This window comes from Chryseobacterium rhizoplanae (assembly GCF_900182655.1).
Classification (GTDB): domain Bacteria; phylum Bacteroidota; class Bacteroidia; order Flavobacteriales; family Weeksellaceae; genus Chryseobacterium; species Chryseobacterium rhizoplanae.
The window spans coordinates 808024-827539 of record NZ_FXTC01000001.1; the positions used below are offsets into that span (position 1 = coordinate 808024).

Here is a 19516-nt window from a genome sequence, read left to right on the forward strand (position 1 = left end):
AAAAATAAGACATTTTTATTAAGATTATTTCAATTGATTTTAAAGATCCGCTTCATCCTCTACGTGAGCATGTGGAGCATTGTTTTTTACAGATTCTATTCCGTTTTCCATGCCGTTGTCAGATTCATACATCTGGCTGGTTCCTATGATCTGCCCGTTGCCTGCTTTTAAATTGAAATAACATCTGCCGTCTTTGGCTGTATTTCTTTCAAATTTTGAATCTTCCTGTGAATAGGTCTTTACAGATCCTATTCCGTTTTCGCAGGATGGCTTTGTGCTGTAACCCTGGCTGGTTAAAATAACCTGTCCGTTTCCTGCTTTGAGGTTAAACTGAAAGTCTCCGTTTGTTCTCTTAGAGATAATAAATTTTCCCATGTTTATCGTTTTTAAATTTGTGTTGTGTTATTTAGAGGATATGAGTTTCTTTGGACCTACCTTGAACTTGTCAGGCGTAATAGCGTTTAAAATTTTGTATTGCGAATAGTCCTTTGAGGGTTCTTTTAACGCCAGATACATTATAGTGTCATCAGGTTTCTTAATCAGCATTTTATAGAGCCCTGTGCGGGGCTGATTTGATTTTAGCGAAAAGTGCTCGGGGAATTTTCCTTTGCTGACAATTTTTATGGTATCTGTTTTGGGAATAGGAATTAAGTTTTCCTTTTTTTGTGCCGTCAGAACAGCAGACAAAAGAAGTAGTGGAAATAATGTCTTCATTATGTTTTCGTGTTTTTATGGTTTTTAGTTATAATAAAATTAGCAAAAATTATTGATATTTAAAGTTTTTTAAATATCAATTCCTCATACAAATATTTTTTACGTTTTTCGAGTTTGGTCTATTTTTGCCTGATTTATATTTTAAATATATAAAAAACGCCCCGTAATGAGGCGTTTTGAATCAAATTTATGTTATTAAAGACTAATAAGCCCCTTTCTGGATATAGTGAGCAGCCACTTTTTCAGTTAAGGCTACTACATTCGGGTGGTTGGTATATTTTGTGAATCTTCTTAATCCGGAAAGCATCATTCTCTGCTCGTCTCCTTCAGCAAAAGAAACGATTCCTTCTTTAGCCGCAGTGATGATTTTCTCAACAGCTTTGTAAAGGTTCAACTGAGCCATAGCTGCTTCTACAGAGTCAGGAGAGAAATGTTTCTCTGCTCTTAATACCGCAGATTCTGCCATATAGATCTGGTTAAGGATTTCAGAAGCATTTAATAATAAGTGCTGCTGTTTTTCAATATCCATCATGAATTTCTGAAGTGCAGCTCCGGAAACCATCAGGAATACTTTCTTAAGATTTGCAATAATTGCTTTTTCCTCACTCATGAATTCTGAATAATCAGGAACTTCAAATGAAGGAATACCCATCAATTCTTTGCTGATTGCCATTGCAGGAGATAAAAGATCTAATTCACCTTTCATTGCTCTCTTAATAAGCATTCCTACCGCTAATAATCTATTAATTTCGTTGGTGCCTTCATAAATTCTACCAATTCTGGCATCTCTCCATGCAGATTCCATTGGGGTATCTTCGGAGAATCCCATTCCTCCATAAATCTGGATTCCTTCATCAGCAGTATTTTGAGTAAGGTCAGAAACGAAAACTTTAAGGATAGAAGCTTCTACCGCAAATTCCTCAACACCTTTTAATTCAGCTTGCTGATGATCCATTCCGCCAGCAACTAGTTCTGCAATTTTATCTTCAACATTTTTTGCTAAACGGTAAGAACCCGCTTCACTCACAAAAACTCCGGTTGACATTTCTGCAATTTTCTTTCTGATTGCTCCGAAAGTAGAAATAGAAACACCAAACTGCTTTCTTTCATTTGAATATTGAATAGCATGGTTTAAAATTCTTCTTTGTCCGTCAAGGTTTGCTGCAGCTAATTTAATTCTACCAACATTTAATGCATTCAAAGCGATTTTGAAACCGTTGTTTCTTTCACCTAACATATTTTCAACAGGAACTTTCATATCATTGAAGAAAACCTGACGGGTAGAAGAGGAACGAATTCCTAATTTATGTTCTTCTTCACCAAATGTTAAACTGTTCGGATTTTCCAATTCTGAACGGTTGATTACGAAACCTGTAATGTTTTTATCATCATCAATCTTTGCAAATAATGTGAAAGTATCTGCAAAACCTGCATTGGAAATCCACATTTTCTGTCCATTGATGATATAATGTTTTCCGTCTTCTGACAATTTTGCTCTTGTTTTCCCTGAATTGGCATCAGATCCTGCATCCGGCTCAGTCAAACAATAGGCACCGAATTTTGTTCCTGTAGCTAAATCCGGAAGGTATTTCTTTTTCAATTCTTCACTCCCGTAAAGTAGAGTAGGAAGAGTTCCGATTCCTGTATGTGCTCCATAAGCTGTTGCTAATGAGCCATTTCCTCCGGAAACATAATCGCAAGCCAACATAGTACTCACAAATCCCATTCCCAAACCTCCATATTCTTCAGGAACAGTAATTCCTAATAGTCCCATTTCTCCTAATTTACGCATTGTTTCTTCAGTCAATGCATAATCTTTTTTCTCGAAACGATCATGTTGTGGAATAACTTCTCTGTCAATAAACTCTTTAGCAGAATCACGAAGCATTTTTTGCTCTTCACTCAGTTCTTCAAGACTGAAAATTTCGTTTGCAGGAATTTGTTTAATTAGGAATTCCCCGCCTTTTAATGTAGCCATATGTTATTTTGTTATTTAATTTTTTAGACCTTTAGATCATAGACGAAGAGATGATAGATTTCAACATTGTCTATTTTTTTTGTCTATTATCTATCCGTCTATTCTCTTAATTAGTTTCTGTTTAAAGTATTTTGAAATACCATTGTTGCTTTTTGAAATTCTTCAATTTTAATTTCAAAGATTTCGGTTTTTTCATCAGATAAATATTTTCTATGATTTGCTAACAATATTTGTGTTTGCAATTCAAATGAAGAACCTAAAGAAATATCTAAAAAATGACTAAAAGACTTATTTGTTCTGCTTGAACCTTCGGCTATGTTTGACGGAATTGAAATAGTACATCTGTCCATTTGGCTCTTCAACCCATATTTTTCATAAGATGGAAAAGTATCTGTAAGATCTAAAGTTAACCTTGATAATTCCATACTCATTTGCCAAATTTTAAGTTTCTTAAAATTGTGTCTTTTAAAATCATTCATTCATTTCTTGCATTTTTACCTTCTATTATCTATCCGTCTATTATCTATCCGTCTATTATCTTATTTATCTATTTATAATAGTTCAAAAATAGAAGCCGCTCCCTGTCCTGTTCCTACACACATAGAAACCATTCCGTATTTGTTTCCGCGCTTTCTCATTTCGTCAAGAAGTTGAACTGTTAATTTCGTTCCTGTACATCCAAGAGGGTGACCTAAAGCGATGGCTCCTCCGTTTACATTTAGAATATCAGGATTTAAGCCTAATTCTTTCTTAATGGCAACAGATTGTGATGCGAATGCTTCATTTAATTCGATTAATTCAATATCTTTTAATTCTAAACCTGCTTGTTTTAAAGCTTTTGGAATAGCATAGATAGGTCCCATTCCCATGATTCTTGGCTCTAATCCGGCTGCAGCATAAGCAACTAATCTTGCTTCAGGCTCCAAACCTAATTCTTTTACCATTTCCTCACTCATTACCATTACAAAAGCTGCTCCGTCACTCATTTGAGAAGAGTTTCCGGCAGTTACGCTTCCTCCGTTGGCAAATACAGGTCTTAATTTTGCTAAGCCAGCTAAAGAAGTATCAGCTCTTGGACCTTCATCTATTGAAAAATCAAACTTTTTAGTCTGTAGTTTCTGATTTTCATCCAGGAAGTTATATTCTACAGGAATCGGAACAATCTGGTTGGCAAATTTTCCTTCCTGATTTGCTTTTAAAGCTTTCATATGAGATTCAAAAGCGAACTGATCCTGCTCTTCTCTGGTAATATTATATTGTTTAGCTACTTCTTCTGCTGTGTAACCCATTCCCCAATAGTAATCAGGGTTTGTTTTTGCGATATCCGTTTCAGGAACCGGTTTATAACCTCCCATTGGAATGTATGACATCGATTCTGTACCACCTGCGATGATACAATCTGCCATACCAGCCTGGATTTTTGCAGAAGCAATGGCAATCGCCTCACTTCCTGAAGCACAGTATCTGTTTACGGTAACTCCCGGAACTTTATCAGTATTCAATCCCATTAAAGAGATCAGACGTGCAACGTTCAGCCCTTGTTCAGCTTCAGGCATTGCATTTCCTACGATAAGGTCATCAATTCTGTTTTTATCTAATTGTGGTAGCTCAGCCATTAATTTTTCAATAACGGTAGCCGCCATGACATCAGGTCTTGTAAATCTTAAACTTCCTTTTGGAGCTTTTCCAACGGCAGTTCTGAAACCTTTTACTATGTATGCTGTTTTCATTTTTTTGTTTAATTAAATTGTTTTAAGAATTTTTGCCTCGTAGAGGTAAACTGTTCCTAGTCTTTGTTTATGCTTTCTTTGTGGAGCTCCGTAGGAGCGACCTGTTAATCACTAATCCATTCAAATAAATATTTTGGATCATATTCTATCTCAAATTTTGACATAAAATCCAGATATTCTTCTCTAAAAGTTTTCTTTTTATGATGCTCCTCCTGATTTAAAATATATTTTACAACAGAATCAACACTGCTTTTAGAATAAGAAAAAGCTCCGTACCCTTCCTGCCAATTGAATTTTTCATTCATCCATGCTTTTTCATTGATGAATTTTGAAGAACCCGCTTTAATATCTCTTATTAAATCTGAAACCGATAGTGTCGGATTCATACTTACGAGAATATGGACATGGTCCGGCATTGCAAAAACTGCGAATAATTTTTGGTTTCTATTGGAAACAATACCTGTTATAAACTGATGTAACTCTTCTCTGTTTTCTTTTGGAATCAGATTTTGTCTTCCTTTTACAGCGAACACAATTTGAATATAAATCTGAGTGTAGGTATTTGCCATACATTAACAGGCCGCCTCTACGAGGCTCTCCAACTTTTAAAATTATTCATGCTATTAACAGTTCGCTCCTACGGAGCTTCCTGTTAGTTTCTTAATGGTTTACCATTTTGTAACATATACTGAATTCTTTCCAGAGTTTTTCTTTCCCCACAAAGCTGAAGGAAGGTTTCTCTTTCAAGGTTCAATAGATACTGTTCTGTTACTAATGTTGGTTCAGATAAGTTTCCACCTACCATTACGTTCGCCAGTTTATCAGCAATTTTCTTGTCGTGTGCAGAGATGAAGTTTCCGGTTAGCATCTGGTCTGTTCCTACGTAGAACATCCCTAGTGCATCTTTACCAAGAACTTTTACTTTTTGCTCGATAGGTTGGGTATAGCCTTGTTCTGCTAATAGTTTTGCTACTTTTTTAGCTTCGGCAATTTGTCTGTTTTTACTTACGGAAACGATGTCTTTTCCTTTTTCAAGGATTCCCATATCATAAGCTTCATATGCTGACGTAGCTACTTTACCCATCGCAATGTTCATGAAAGCATCACGAAGTCTGTTATTTTTCACGTCATCATTATGGAATTCTCTGGAAGTTCTTAAAGTCAGTTCTTTAGTACCACCACCACCAGGGATTACACCAACTCCGGTTTCTACCAGTCCGATGTATGTTTCTGCGGCTGCAACCACTCGGTCGGCATGCATTGTCATTTCGCATCCTCCACCCAGAGTCATTCCGTGAGGAGCTACAACTACAGGAATAGAGGAGTAGCGTACTCTCATCATAGATTTCTGGAAGTAAGCGATAGCCATATTCAAATCATCCCAATCCTGCTCAATAGCCATCATAAGAATCATGGCAAGGTTAGCTCCTACAGAGAAGTTAGCACCTTGGTTTCCTACAACTAATCCGTCATATTCTTTTTCTGCTAAATCAATCGCTCTGTTTAATCCGTCAAGAACTTCGCCTCCAAGAGAGTTCATTTTTGAACGGATCTCGAAGTTGATGATTCCGTCTCCTAAATCTTCAATAGCTGCACCGGAATTGCTCCAAAGTGTTTTGTTTTTTCGGATATTGTCTAAGATGATGAATGCATCCTGACCCGGGATTTTGTTATATTCTCCTGAATTTTTATCAACATAAATACTTTGTCCTTCGTCATTAACTTTATAGAAGGTTTCTACGTTCTTTACCCAGTCTGAAACTTCGTATCCTGCATCTTTCGCAAGCTCAATACCTTTTGCAACACCTACAGCATCCCAGATTTCAAACGGTCCGTTTTCCCATCCGAAACCAGCTCTCATGGCATCGTCAATTTTATAAACTTCGTCAGAGATTTCAGGAACTTTATGTGAAACGTAAGCGAATAATGCTCCTAAAGATTTTCTGTATAATTCACCGGCTTTATCTTTACCTCCGATCAAAACTTTGAATCTGTCAATTGGTTTGTCAATTGTTTTTGTTAATTCTAAAGTAGGGAATGATGACTTTCCTTGAAGTTCATACTCTAAAGTGTCAAGGTTTAATCCGTGAATTTCAGATTTTCCTTCTGCATTTTTCACTTTTTTATAGAACCCTTGTTCCGTTTTTGAACCTAGCCATTTATTATCCATCATTTTCTGGATATAGTCTGGAAGCGCAAAAACATCATTGAAATTATTGGCCTCAGCACCGCTCTGGCGAACTCCGTTGGCTACCATTACCAAAGTATCAAGACCTACAACGTCAGCTGTTCTGAACGTAGCAGATTTTGGACGTCCGATCACCGGACCTGTTAATTTATCAACATCAGAAACGGTAAGCCCTAATTTCTGTACATTGTGAAGAAGATCCATCATCGAGAATACACCGATTCTGTTGGCGATGAAAGCAGGTGTATCTTTGGCTAAAACGGTTGTTTTACCTAAAAATTTCGCCCCATAGTTCATATAGAAATCGATGATCTCAGGATCTGTATCGTTAGTAGGGATAATCTCTAAAAGAGGAAGGTATCTTACCGGATTGAAGAAGTGGGTTCCTGCAAAGTATTTTTTGAAATCTTCACTTCTTCCTTCAGTAAGGAAATGAATAGGAATACCGGATGTATTGGAAGAAATCAATGTTCCCGGTTTTCTGAACTGTTCAATCTTTTCGTATACAGACTTCTTGATGTCAAGTCTTTCTACTACTACTTCAATGATCCAGTCTGTGTTTTTTATTTTCGGAAGATCATCATCGAAGTTTCCGATTTTAATTCTGTCTGCAAACTTTGGTGAATAAAGAAGTGCAGGACTTGCTTTTTTAAGTTTTTCAAAGTTTTCGGAAGCAATTCTGTTTCTCACTACCTTGTCATCTTTGGTCAAACCTTTTTTCTGTTCAGCTTCAGTAAGTTCAAAAGGAACAATATCCAAGAGTGATACTTCAACACCGATGTTGGCGAAGTGAGCAGCGATACCGCTTCCCATAATTCCTGAACCAAGAACCGTTACATGTTTGATTCTTCTTTTCATATGTAAATTTTTATTTTTTATAAGATTATATGACACCCGAAGGTTTCATCATAATTTATTTTCTGTTGTTTAATAATTCGTTTGCTATTTTCATGATTTCGGTCATCACGTCTTTAAAAGCATCCAACTTTTCGGGAGCAATTTTTTCCATCACCTTCTTATTGAAGTTGACAACGACTTCCTTTGACATATTTCTGGAGTTTAATCCTTTATCTGTAAGCTTAATAATAACCTCTCTTTTATCAGTGGTTGTCTTTTCCTTATAGATATATCCGTTATCTTCCAGAAGTTTGATGATTCTCGTTAATGAAGTGGGTTCAATAGCCATCTTGGGACCAAGATTGGTACTTCGGGTTCCTTCTTTAGGGTCAATTTTAAGAAGAGTAAGGGCCTGTACCGCTGTGGAATCATGTTCCTGGGCCAGCTCTGTGTACATTTTAGAAACAGCCAACCAGGTCTGCTTTAAAATTAAATCTACGTTTTCTATTTTTTCCTTATTATTATTATCCATCATTTTTGCGCCAATGGTTTAACCCAAATATAATAAATATTATGCATGCATAATATTTATTGACGTTAAATTTTGTTAATAACCTGATAATAAATAGATTAAATTATATGATTAGCATAATACTATGCATGCATAGTATGTGGATTAATCAAAGAAAACTCAGTATTAATGAATGTTTGGGATTAAATTAATGATTTCTTCAAAAGATTCACATTGGTATCGGGTTGAATCTTTAGTAATTACCCAAAAAGCATTCTGAAAGTCAAAATTAAGGGCTGACAGGTCTTTTGGGAAGTTTTTTTGAAGCAGAGAATACAGCATTTCCTTATGAAACTGCGGTGCCGAGATGAAAGGCGGAATAAAAGTCTCATTGATCTGAAATAATGATGCATTGGTAAGCTCATCATGCTGGAGCAAAATATCCTCAACAATTCCTGAATACAACTGTTTTTCCTTTACATACCATATTTTGTCTGCAAATTCTTTGGCTAATCTCCAGTCATGGGAAGAAAACAGAATTAGTTTATTCTGTTCTTTAGCCAGTTTTCTTAAGGTTTTAAGAATAATGATCTTATTTTTTTCGTCCAGATGGGTAGTGGGTTCATCCAGAATAATAATGGGAGAATTCTGGGTTATCGCCCGTCCGATAAAAGCTTTCTGAAGGTTTCCGTCCGACAGGTTTTTCAGAAGGGTATATCTGTATTGATTTAAATCCAGTTCTTCAATGATGTGTGCCACTTCTTCACGGTCTTCTTTTTTTAACTCAAAATAAAAAGGGTAATAGATATATTTTCCAAGAGAAATAAGATCCTCAACCGTATAATGCTGAGGAATAACCGATTTTGAAAAAACAATAGCAATATTCTCCGCAATTTCTTTTACAGAAAGGCTTTTTACATTTTTTCCATTAATAGAAATTTCTCCTTTCAGTAATGGCAGCTGATGCAGAATAGATTTGATCAGCGTTGTTTTTCCTACACCATTATTACCAATCAGCAGACATACATCACCAAGCTTCAAGTCCGCATTGGCATTGGAGATTAAAGTTGTACTGTAGCCGATATTTGCCTGATTGATCTGTAGGTACATTTAGTACTGATTTTTAATTATTGAAATAATTAATAAAAGTAAAAATAGAATAATAGGTGACAAACTCAAAAGAATGTATGAAATTTTCCTTTCTTTTATTTGAGAATAACTGTTAAAAGCTAATATTACCGATATAATTATAGTAGTTGGAAAGATTACGAGATGAATTAGATTTGCAAAAGTATAAATCCAATGTAAATCTTTATACATTCTAAAAATGTCTGAAAGTCTAACAAAAGTAAAACTACTTACAAATAACATGATATTTATAAAAATTAATCTTTTTTGTGTTATTCTGATGCTCATTACTTTGTTTATAGTTAGATAAGTCGGGATGAGTAGGTCATGCTGAAAGCATCTCTGCAAAGTTGATTTAGATTCCTTCGGAATGACATATTATAAGTGTTTTCCCTTTTTGCTCACCGGAGAAAGTTATAAAATTATTCTTAAATACTATGAGTAATTTTCTTGATCCATATTACATTTGAATTGATTGGTTTATATACTAATATTATACCTTATTCTGTTTCAAAAGCATCATCAGAATCACAGGAATCCCAAATACAGAGCTTATCACATTCAGAGGAATCTGTGTTTTTTCTGCAATCACCGAGAAAAGCAGCATGATCAGCATTCCCAGAAATATATTAAGAATCCACTGCTGCCAAAGTTTTGAAGGGTTATAAACAAGTCTGCAGAAGTGGGGAACAATAATTCCAATAAAGAGAATAGGTCCCAAAAATGCCGTAATAGAAGCTGAGAGGAGAGAAGAAGCAACTATTATTAAAAGCTTTAGCTGTTTCAGATTTACGCCTAAACTTTGTGCATAGGAACTGCCGAGAGAATTTCCAATAAGTGGTTTTATAGCTCTGAAACAGATAAATATCCCAATTAAAACCAAAACAAATAACACATAAATCTGGTTTCTGGTTACCATATTGTTGGCTCCGAAAGACCATAATATATAGTTTTTCAAACTTTGATTCTCCGCATAAAACTGAAGCAGTGATACAATGGCTCCGGCAAAAGCAGAGACAAGAAACCCAAAAATAATGAGATAAGATTTGTCCTGAAATCTGTTAGACATCGACAATAATATCAGCATCAGAAGTAAACTTCCCCCAATAGCTGATAAACTGAGGAAACTGTTTTGTAAAAACTCCGGAAGTAAAATATCGTGGGAAAAGAAAATATAAAAGGCGACAGACAAGCTGGCTACCGAAGTGATTCCCAATATATCAGGTCCAGCCAGCGGATTTTGAAAATATTCCTGCATCAGAAAACCTGAAGTAGGAATTGAAATTCCTGCTAACATCATTACAAGTACACGATTGATGCGGATTTCAGCAATTTGATTATGATCAGAATTCAGAAAGAAATCCTGGAAATCTAAACTTAAAAATCCTGTATTCAGATTGATGACCGCACTAATAATAATGGCAATCACTAATAGCAAACACAGGATTTTAAATCTTTTTGACATGATTCAGAAAGAGTTCAGTCTGTTTTTATTGTAAGAAAGAATCGATTTTTGAATTTAATACATCTTCCGTCATCATTCCCAGATATTCATCGGTTTTATCTCCTTTTCTCATAAAAGTAAAAGGAATAGAACCTCCGTCCCATTGTTTGAAATTGGAAGTGAAGAAATTTTGATCTAATTTTTGTCCATCCAATAAGATAACACTTTTTCCCAGCTTATTTTCTGTAGCAAAATTCTTTACAGCATCAGCCCAGTCAGCTTTATCATCAAGATTGATGAAAGTGAATTTTACGGGTTTACCCTTCAGTTCCTCCATTTTGCTTTTAAAACTTGGAATTTCTCTCATACATGGCCCGCACCAGGTTGCAAAAAAGTTAGTGACATATAAAGTATCATTATTTTTTGCTAAATACTGACTTACATTTTCAGGAGAAAGTTCTTTGGGAACATACGTACTTTCCTCAGCACCTGTAGATTGGGCAACAGAAACAGAATCTGAAGCTGCTGTATTTTCGGTTTTCTGACCTTCTTTTTTACAGCTGTACAATGCAGTAAGGAGTAACGTTGATAAAATTATCTTCTTCATAAATTATTTTTTATCTATTTTTGAATTGAAGTTATGGAACAACAAATCTATAAAGGGAAACTGATACAGTTTCATCCGTTAAAAATAGCGAAAAAGGAAGAGCTGACCAAAAATACTTTTTCTCTGGAGTTTGATATTCCTGAGAATTTAAAGGAAAATTTCAGATTTGAAGCCGGGCAGTTCGTCAGTATAAGATTTCAGGCACATGGTAAAGAGGTTATTAATGATTATTCAATGACTTCGGCTCCTTATGAGGGCAAAATATCCCTGGGAATAAAGATCAACTCTCCTGAAGGTGCTGCTTCCCAGTTATTTCAAAACTATACTACAGGCGACGAACTGTGGGTAAGTGATCCTGGTGGCAGATTTACATTGGTGTCCAAACCCAGTGAATTCAGGACGATTGTAGCTTTTGCTGCCGGTATTGGAATTACCCCGATTTTGAGTCATTTTAAAAATATTCTTCACAACGAACCCAGAACACGGTTATTTTTATTTTTTGGAAATAAAAGTTCTGATGATCTGGTGTATCGGGACCAGCTGGATAATCTTGCCAGAACTTGTGGTGACAGACTTCAGATTTTTTACTTTTTCTCGCAGGAGAAAACAGGAGATCAGTTTTTTTATGGCAGACTGGATGCCAAGAAATTAAATCTTATCATCAATCAGATTCTTCATCTGGATGATACAGACGAAGAATCTACGATCTGGGATGCGGTGGACGAAGTGCTGATCTGCGGAAAAGGGGAAATGATCAAGACACTGGCCAATGCCTGCTATCACCATGGAATTCCGAAGAAGAACATCCATTTTGAACTTTTTGAAGAATTCAATGATGATATTTATCCTGTAGAAAAGGAATTTCCTCTGATTGAAGATATAGAGGTTGAATTTACCATGCTCGGAAAAAAATATACTACTCATCTTCCTGATAACAAGGATAAAATCCTGCAGCAGCTTTTGATTCAAAAGTTTCCGGTTCCTTATTCGTGTAAGTCCGGAATTTGTGGAAGTTGTGAATGTTCTTTGGAGGAAGGTGAAGTGGAACTGCTGGAAAATGAATATCTTACTGAAAAAGAGGAAGAGCAGAGACACATATTAGCGTGTATGTCTATTGTGAAAAGTAAAAAAATAAAGCTTAACTTTGATCTTAGTTGAGAGTTATTAGGAACATATTTAACCTGGGTTTTATATCATTGGAATTAGGAATTCTGATGATATGCTTCTGTAATGTGTGGGTTTTCGGGCTTACCAACGGGAGAACCTATACTAAAATCTCAAAAATCCCACCAAGAGAAGTTGCATTGGTTTTGGGAACATCTCCAAAAATGAGATCCGGAAAATCTAATCCCTATTTTACGAAAAGAATGGATGCTGCGGCTCTTCTTTATCATCATGGGAAGATCAAGAAAATTATAGTGAGCGGGGAGAAGAGTACAGGTTACAATGAGCCGAGAGCAATGAAAAATTACCTGGTTTATCTGGAAGGGGTTCCTGAAGATATTATTGTGGAAGACCCGAAAGGTTTCAATACCTATAAAAGTATTCTCCGTTGTAAGGATGTGTATAAAAAGAAGAATGTCATTATTGTATCTCAGGGATATCACAACCTTAGGGCTTTGTTTTTTGCGAGAAATAATGATATGAATGCTTTGGGATTTGATGCTCAGGATGTCACAAAGTCTGAAAGCTTCTACAGAAACCAGGCGAGGGAAATCCTCGCCCGTGTGATTGCTGTAGTCTATTTTATTTTAGGCGTTTCTCCGGATTAGAAAGGATATCCGAACGCGATATTAACAGTAGGTTTAAAAGGCTGGATATATTTGAATCTCCATCGGTCTCCATCAGGTTTATTCGGGTCATAGATCTTATAAGCAAGATCAATTCTGGCCGTTACATAGGCGATATTAACCCTTAATCCGAATCCACTTCCGATACCTACCTGCTTCAGGAACTTATTGAATTTAAACTCATCCCCATATCCGTCATTATAGTTACGAAGACTCCATGTATTTCCTATATCGGTAAATAAAGCTCCCTCATAAGTCTTATTGAACGGAATTCGGTATTCAATATTGGTGGTCAGCTTCAAATTGTCTGTCATGTAAGTACGTACTCTTTCATCCACCTGAGAATCTGCAGGACCTAATCCTCCAAATGCTACCCAGGCTCTGATATCGTTGGAACCTCCATTGAAATATGATTTGATGATCGGCATATCCTGAGAATTTCCATACGGTATTCCAACCCCGATAAACTGGCGAAGGACCAATGTCTGGTTTCCATTGAATTTGAAATACTTCCTGGCATCAATATCAAATTTTATAAATTGTGCATATGGAAGTCCGAAAATGGTTTTTTGAGGACCGGTAACAACACCTCCGTCGTTACCCTTTTTATTGAATAAGCTTAAAATATTACCTGCAAGCTCAACTTTCCCATTAAAATAAAAGGCATTTGGATATTCTTTTTTCCCGATTTCACTGTATACAAAGTTATAAATCATAGAAGAAATAAGTACATCCTGCGTCTGTCTGTCTTTGTTCACCAATGTTCCCGTAAATGCCGTTAAAAGATCTCTTCCCTGCTGATCAAGACTCCCACGGTAAGCATCATTCTCAATAATCTTTTTGGAAACCTCATCTACACTGAGTTTTCCATCTTTATAATCTTGTCCGGTTTGCGCAGTTTCCGGGTTAAACATAAAATAATTTCCGAAAACTTCATCTTTTACCCTTCCGTCATTCACAAAGTAATCGTAGTAGGCATCTTTATTTTTTGTCAGACTGACCTGAGTATTGAATAAAGTAAGTTTGTGATATACCTGATCATTAACACTTGCCTGATAGTTCAGCCCCGTATTGAAAATCAACCTTCCCAAACCGATATTGTTCTGTATGGATGCCCCCAACAAAATAGATGAAGTAGGCGTATATCGTTTAGGAATGAATTTATAATAATTAAAAGGAAGCAAAAGCCTCGGGAAATTCAAAGATGCCTGAGCCGATATTTCATAGGCGGCAACTCTTTTATCAATATCCTTGGTACTTCTGATAGATCCAAATGTCCCTGAAAGGCTTGTGGAAAGGTTTTCTGCCCCTCTGAAAACATTTCGGGTAGTAAGGTCTACGGAAGGAGAGATACCGAGATTCAAGACCTGAGAATAATTGATATCTGTTCCCAGCTTAAATTCGTACTTCGGAAGCGGTTTTAATACATATAATAAATCAACAATACTGTCGTTAGGTGAAGACATTCCTCCTTGTCTCAGGGAATCTCTTGCCTTAACGATGCTGAAATTGTTCATGGCCAAAAGGTTTCTCTTGGTGACATCAAGTTTAGTCTGATCAAAAACTTTTTTACTGTCCGGAATAATAGCTCTCCATATAGATGAAAGTTTATATTTGTCATTCATCGTATGGAACCTTATTCTTCTTAAGCTGTCTTTTTTTGTATTTTTAGGGTAGTCACCAGGCTCATCTACAATGGCAACATCTATATTTCCGAAAGTTGAAATCTTATAAGGTGTATCCAGAGAGTCTTTATGGATTTCCAGTGTTAAAGGAATCTGCTTTCTGCTTTTAAGAGAATCCGCCACAAAATATACCTCATCATTGGAGGCGTTGAATCTGTAGAAACCAAACTCTCTCATCAGATCAGTAATTCGGGTTACCTCTCTCTCAAGAACGGTCTGGTCAAGTATCTGCCCGGATCTCACAAGACTTTTGTTCAGATTATAGTTGTAGTAGCCTTTGATCCCCTGATCCGGAATATTGTAAAAATAATCCTTGATCATGGTAGGATCGTTATGTTTAATAGAATAATTAACGGTTGCTTTTTTTGAAGCGGAGTCCAGGTTATGTTTAAAAGTTACATCTGCATCCCAATATCCTCTGTAAGTAAGTCTTTTTTTAATAGACTCAGCACTTTTTTCACTTCTGGTCTGGTCAAGAATTACGGGTGGTGTCCCCCAATTATGCAATAAACGATCGAACAGCAAACTTTTTCCGACACTGCTTTTCATATCATATTTAAGGAATAAAGAGTCTCTCAGCTTCTGATTTCTCATCTCACCGGGATAGGTCATGTATTCATTAAGTATCGTATCATATTTCGGATCAGCCATATTGTACAGAAGAAGACTTAATGGCATGAAAAGGAATTGCTTTTTATTGGGCTTTTGCTGAATATAATCTTTCAGTTCCTCATCGAAAAATTCTTTCTTATCCTCGAATCCTAATGTGTTCTTGGTAAGCAGATATTCGCCTTCAGGAACTTTTTTTGTTGTACTACAAGCATAAAGGAGACCAACAAATGTTGCAAATGAGATAATTTTATAATATTTTTGAGGAGAATTCTTATAATGCTTACAGCTCATACAATAAAAGTTTTACAATCTTTAGATAAAAAGAAGTTCAGACAAAAATACAATTTGTTTTTGGTTGAAGGTAATAAAATCATTTGTGAACTTTCTAATTCTAACTTTAAAGTTAAAGAAATATTTTCAACCGATCCACAAAAATTGGACCGTACTGATATTCCCGTTATCCATATCTCTGAAAATGAATTAAAAAAAATCAGTTTTCTTAAAACGCCGAAAGATTCCGTAGCGGTATGTTATCTTGCAGAGGAAGAAAAGTTGGCGGATAAGAATATACAGCTGGTTTTGGATGGAATACAGGATCCCGGAAATTTAGGAACGATTATACGACTGGCAGACTGGTTCGGAATAGAACAGATTATCTGCAGTGAAGATACCGTGGATGTCTACAATCCGAAAGTGATTCAGGCTACTATGGGCTCTTTTACCAGAGTTAATGTGGTATACACTGATCTAGTGGAATATCTTTCTGCAACAAAAAATATAAATATCGGAACCGATATGGAAGGGGAGAACATCTACACGTTTGATAAACCTGAAAAAATCAATCTGATCTTAGGAAATGAAGGAAACGGAATGAGACCGGAAACTGAAAAGCTTTTACAAAAAAGTATCAGTATTCCGAGATTTGGAAAATCCCAGTCTACAGAAAGCCTGAATGTTTCCATGGCTGCCGGGATTATTTTAGGACAGTTATTTTCAAAATAAGATTTAGAAATTAGGGCCCAGGAAGTGAAAATGTAAAACTATTTTCTCAATCCTAAGCCCTAATTCCTTAAATCAGTTGTTCCATACTGGAAACACTTTTATTTTTCTGATATACTTCCATCTTTTTTCTGACATACTTCAATGCTATAGGCGCAAGGTAGATCAATGCAGCACCAATCAGCTTTTTCTTCCAGTTGGAGCTTTTCATGTTCTTTTTGGCGTAATTTCCTACAATAGCGGTAACTCCCAGTTTAACAAGGCTGTCTGTAATATTACCACCTTTGAAAGCGGAGCTTGCGATTCCTACAGCGGTATTTTTGTTAATCAGCAAATCTTTTACTTCTGAGGTAAGCTGCTTGGCAATGACATCCTTTCTGAGAACTACTTTTTCATCACCGTCTTCATCTATCTTCTCCTGAAGGTACTGGTCACTTAATCCGTTGGTAAATGCACTCAGGCTTTCCTTCGTATTTTTGAAGGTAAGAAGATTCTCCAGATCACTTATTTCACCTTGAAGCAGTTTTTTCTTTCTTCTTAATTCTTCTATGCTCTCGTATTTTCTGCCCATAGTTTAATGATTTAAAAATTTAATAACCTGATCTGCAACAGTATTTACGATCTTAGTTTTAAAGGCAACGACGAATGCCATTACCAGTGCATAGAATGCAGCAACAATTAAGAATCCGTAAGAGTAATTATCCAGTGCCTTTCCGATAAGGAAAGCGATTCCAAAATTGAAAAGGATAATAAAAAAAGCAAAAGCAACAAGCAGTACTACAAAGTAAGTAATGAGCCCGGCAGAAAGAGACGACTTTTCAGTTGCTTCAATTTTCAGAAGATCTATTCTCTTGGAGGCGTATTCTTTAATAGTTTCTATCATTGTTTTTTTTTAAAGTTACAAAAAAAGGAACTTTTGCACAAAAGTTCCTTTCTGTAATTTACTTAAAAAGATAAATTACTTATTTTTTTAGATCGTTCAGTTCCGCTTCTACATCTTTTGCCAAATCTGCAGTTTTAGAAACAATCTGATCTTTATATTTGTCATATCCGTCTTTCACAGTATGTGCTACGCTGCTTGCCGTTTCTTTGAAAGTAGAAGAAATATTGCCATATTGGTCTTTTACTTTTTCAGAAACCTCTCCGTATTTATTTTTAGCCTGATCTTTAAGATCATTTGCTTTATCCTTAATTTTTTTTCTGGTTTCTTTACCTTCTTCCGGTGCATATAGCATTCCTAAGATTACACCTGCCGCAGCACCTGCAAGAAGTCCTGCCAATATACCTGCTGTATTATTTCCTTTTCTAGACATTTTAAGTTTTTTAATAATTAATAATAGATTAGTTTTTACAGTAATAAAACTTACAATTTGTATACCAAAGGAGGCTGGAAGCCTATTAAAAATTGTTAAATCTTTTCGATGTGAGATAAAATAAGCTCTATAGTTTCTTCTTTGGTCAGTTCCGAATTATCAATAACGGTAGCGTCGTCAGCCTGCTTCAAAGGGGCTATTTCACGCTCGCTGTCTATCTTATCACGTTCTATAAGGTTCTGTTTTACCTGTTCTTTATCTGCTTCAATTCCTAAGCCTTGCAGTTCCAGGAACCTTCTGTTGGTTCTTTCGTCAATGCTGGCAGTAAGAAAGAATTTGTAGTCTGCATTTGGCAGAACTACTGTCCCAATGTCACGTCCGTCCATAATGACACCTCCTTTTTCTGCCAAAGTGCGCTGTGACTGCAGTAAAAAGTCTCTTACTTCTTTCTGTTTGGCCACAAGGCTTACATTGTCAGATACTATATTGGTACGGATTTCTTTAGAGATATCCGTGTCATTAAGGAAAAGAATAAGTGTTCCGTTGTTGTTTTTAAACTCAAGGCTGATCTGGTCTAAAGAAGAGAATAACGTATTCAGATCAATTCCTCCATTTTGGTCCAGACAGTGCTGCAATGCATACCAGGTAACTCCTCGGTAGAGGGCTCCTGTGTCCATATGAATAAGTCCCAGTTTATCTGCAATGATTTTAGAGATAGAACTTTTTCCGGTAGACGAGTACCCATCGATAGCAATTACAGGTTTTTTCATACTGCAAATTTCAAGATTTTTTCTTAAAAATCAAGAGGAAGTAAGAAAAATTCAGAATAATTAAGAAAATTTAAGCCGGAAAGATTACTCTCCTCTGTGGCTTGAAAGGTCCATGGAAATTCCTATCTGATTGACATTGGAAGAGTTGTGATATCTTACATGTGCATAATCTATACGGAATCTGGAAACTTTTACTCCAAATCCTGCAGAAAGTCCTGAGAAGTTTCTCTGATCTGCAACTGCCAGTTCATTTCCTCTTTTTACATTATATCCCAATCGGATATTGAAATTCTTTTCCGGAAACAATTCAGCTCCCAATGAAAAGTGGTCTGCAATTTTTCTGCCGGCATTCACTTTCTGTCCGTCCAGGTTATATTCTGAAGAAATATCGAACTTCTGAAGATCATGCGCTGTAATGGTAATCGCAAGAGGGAAGTTCTTGATGATTTTGGTATACCCAAGATCAATTCTAAAAGGAAGATTTTCTCTTGTTCCATTGAATGACTTCAATTGGAAACCAAAATTTCTCATCACTAAAGAAAGTACTTCTTTGTTCTTTTTATTATGATAGGTAACTCCCGCTGTTCCTGAAATTGCGGAAGAAGTATAGTTGTCAATTTTTGAGGTAACGAAATTAAGTCCTCCACCAATCGTCCAGTCTTCTTCAAACTGGTAAGCATAGCCTGCGCCAATGGCTACATCCGAAGCTTTGAACTCTCCGTTTTCAAAACCGCTTTCATCCGTTCTCGGCGTACTTCCATAGCTCATATACCTGGCATTGATGGTAGCCATATGGCCATTTTCAAAGTCTTTGGCATAAGCAATAGTTCCGTATTTTGAATCGGCAAGATAAGCTGTTGCGTTTACAGAAAGCTGTTTGTCAGAATCTCTATTTAACAGGGCAGGGTTTGCAATAGCAAAGGAAACATCATAATCTCTTATCGAAATTGCATCGCCACCCAAAGCAGCCTGTCTTGCAGATACAGGTACATTTAAGAACGGATAAACATTTGTTCCTGTTTGCGCATAAGAAACAATTCCTGATAGAAATAATGAAAAAATGATAATTTTCTTCAACTCAATTTATAATTAATGCAAAAATAATCCTTTTTCGTACTTTTCAAAATATTTCTTACATTATTTCTATTTAATATTTTTCTTTTATCAAAATTTTTAATGATTATATTTGCAAAAGCAAAATCGGGGTAGA

20 protein-coding genes are annotated in these 19516 nt (G+C 36.0%); 3 read left to right on the forward strand and 17 right to left on the reverse strand.

Going from position 1 to position 19516, the window contains the following annotated elements; translation table 11 throughout:
• Nucleotides 1–39: 39 nt before the first annotated feature.
• The 11 genes from FN817_RS03465 to FN817_RS03515 form a co-directional block, all read right to left on the reverse strand.
• Nucleotides 40–375: a YegP family protein gene (locus FN817_RS03465; RefSeq protein ID WP_047422779.1), complete on the reverse strand. Its 336-nt coding sequence runs from the start codon at nt 373–375 to the stop codon at nt 40–42.
• A gap of 27 nt (nt 376–402) precedes the next feature.
• A complete protein-coding gene (locus tag FN817_RS03470; RefSeq protein WP_142716722.1) occupies nt 403–714 on the reverse strand; it encodes a hypothetical protein in 312 nt (103 codons plus the stop codon).
• A 202-nt stretch (nt 715–916) separates the two neighbouring features.
• Nucleotides 917–2692, reverse strand: coding sequence for an acyl-CoA dehydrogenase family protein (locus FN817_RS03475; RefSeq protein WP_142716723.1), 1776 nt, complete (start codon nt 2690–2692; stop codon nt 917–919).
• A gap of 110 nt (nt 2693–2802) precedes the next feature.
• Nucleotides 2803–3171 (reverse strand): four helix bundle protein, encoded by a 369-nt coding sequence (locus FN817_RS03480; RefSeq protein WP_142716724.1) that lies wholly within the window; start codon nt 3169–3171, stop codon nt 2803–2805.
• Between the two features lie 72 nt (nt 3172–3243).
• On the reverse strand, nt 3244–4422 hold the full coding sequence (locus tag FN817_RS03485; RefSeq protein ID WP_047422782.1) for an acetyl-CoA C-acyltransferase: 1179 nt from the start codon (nt 4420–4422) through the stop codon (nt 3244–3246).
• 104 nt (nt 4423–4526) lie between these two features.
• On the reverse strand, nt 4527–4991 hold the full coding sequence (gene tnpA / locus FN817_RS03490; RefSeq protein ID WP_142716725.1) for an IS200/IS605 family transposase: 465 nt from the start codon (nt 4989–4991) through the stop codon (nt 4527–4529).
• 83 nt (nt 4992–5074) lie between these two features.
• On the reverse strand, nt 5075–7468 hold the full coding sequence (locus FN817_RS03495) for a 3-hydroxyacyl-CoA dehydrogenase/enoyl-CoA hydratase family protein (RefSeq protein ID WP_142716726.1): 2394 nt from the start codon (nt 7466–7468) through the stop codon (nt 5075–5077).
• A gap of 55 nt (nt 7469–7523) precedes the next feature.
• On the reverse strand, nt 7524–7979 hold the full coding sequence (locus tag FN817_RS03500; protein ID WP_142717053.1) for a MarR family winged helix-turn-helix transcriptional regulator: 456 nt from the start codon (nt 7977–7979) through the stop codon (nt 7524–7526).
• Between the two features lie 165 nt (nt 7980–8144).
• Nucleotides 8145–9068, reverse strand: a complete 924-nt coding sequence (locus tag FN817_RS03505; protein ID WP_142716727.1) for an ABC transporter ATP-binding protein — start codon at nt 9066–9068, stop codon at nt 8145–8147.
• 511 nt (nt 9069–9579) lie between these two features.
• Nucleotides 9580–10551, reverse strand: a complete 972-nt coding sequence (locus FN817_RS03510) for a FecCD family ABC transporter permease (RefSeq protein ID WP_185149891.1) — start codon at nt 10549–10551, stop codon at nt 9580–9582.
• A gap of 25 nt (nt 10552–10576) precedes the next feature.
• A complete protein-coding gene (locus FN817_RS03515) occupies nt 10577–11137 on the reverse strand; it encodes a TlpA family protein disulfide reductase (RefSeq protein WP_142716729.1) in 561 nt (186 codons plus the stop codon).
• A gap of 33 nt (nt 11138–11170) precedes the next feature.
• On the opposite strand from FN817_RS03515, the gene FN817_RS03520 reads away from it, so the two are divergent.
• Nucleotides 11171–12295, forward strand: a complete 1125-nt coding sequence (locus FN817_RS03520; protein ID WP_142716730.1) for a ferredoxin--NADP reductase — start codon at nt 11171–11173, stop codon at nt 12293–12295.
• Nucleotides 12296–12351: 56 nt separating this feature from the next.
• On the forward strand, nt 12352–12909 hold the full coding sequence (locus FN817_RS03525) for a SanA/YdcF family protein (protein WP_394345029.1): 558 nt from the start codon (nt 12352–12354) through the stop codon (nt 12907–12909).
• Here FN817_RS03525 and tamL read toward each other — a convergent pair.
• On the reverse strand, nt 12906–15515 hold the full coding sequence (gene tamL, locus FN817_RS03530; protein ID WP_142716732.1) for a translocation and assembly module lipoprotein TamL: 2610 nt from the start codon (nt 15513–15515) through the stop codon (nt 12906–12908). The two genes, FN817_RS03525 and tamL, sit on opposite strands and share 4 nt — an antisense overlap.
• Between tamL and FN817_RS03535 the strand changes: the two genes are divergently transcribed.
• Nucleotides 15501–16226: a TrmH family RNA methyltransferase gene (locus FN817_RS03535; protein ID WP_142716733.1), complete on the forward strand. Its 726-nt coding sequence runs from the start codon at nt 15501–15503 to the stop codon at nt 16224–16226. The two genes, tamL and FN817_RS03535, sit on opposite strands and share 15 nt — an antisense overlap.
• Before the next feature lie 67 nt (nt 16227–16293).
• Here the strand turns inward: FN817_RS03535 and FN817_RS03540 are convergent, their stop codons facing one another.
• The 5 genes from FN817_RS03540 to porQ all read right to left on the reverse strand — a co-directional run bounded on the left by FN817_RS03540 (nt 16294) and on the right by porQ (nt 19383).
• Nucleotides 16294–16794 carry a hypothetical protein gene (locus tag FN817_RS03540; RefSeq protein WP_047375134.1) on the reverse strand — a complete coding sequence of 167 codons (501 nt, stop codon included), beginning with the start codon at nt 16792–16794 and terminating at the stop codon, nt 16294–16296.
• Nucleotides 16795–16797: 3 nt separating this feature from the next.
• Nucleotides 16798–17106, reverse strand: a complete 309-nt coding sequence (locus tag FN817_RS03545) for a phage holin family protein (RefSeq protein ID WP_034694332.1) — start codon at nt 17104–17106, stop codon at nt 16798–16800.
• A gap of 79 nt (nt 17107–17185) precedes the next feature.
• Nucleotides 17186–17536: a YtxH domain-containing protein gene (locus FN817_RS03550; protein WP_047375131.1), complete on the reverse strand. Its 351-nt coding sequence runs from the start codon at nt 17534–17536 to the stop codon at nt 17186–17188.
• 95 nt (nt 17537–17631) lie between these two features.
• A complete protein-coding gene (gene cmk / locus FN817_RS03555; protein WP_142716734.1) occupies nt 17632–18306 on the reverse strand; it encodes a (d)CMP kinase in 675 nt (224 codons plus the stop codon).
• Between the two features lie 84 nt (nt 18307–18390).
• Nucleotides 18391–19383, reverse strand: coding sequence for a type IX secretion system protein PorQ (gene porQ / locus FN817_RS03560; protein ID WP_142716735.1), 993 nt, complete (start codon nt 19381–19383; stop codon nt 18391–18393).
• Nucleotides 19384–19516 lie beyond the last annotated feature (133 nt).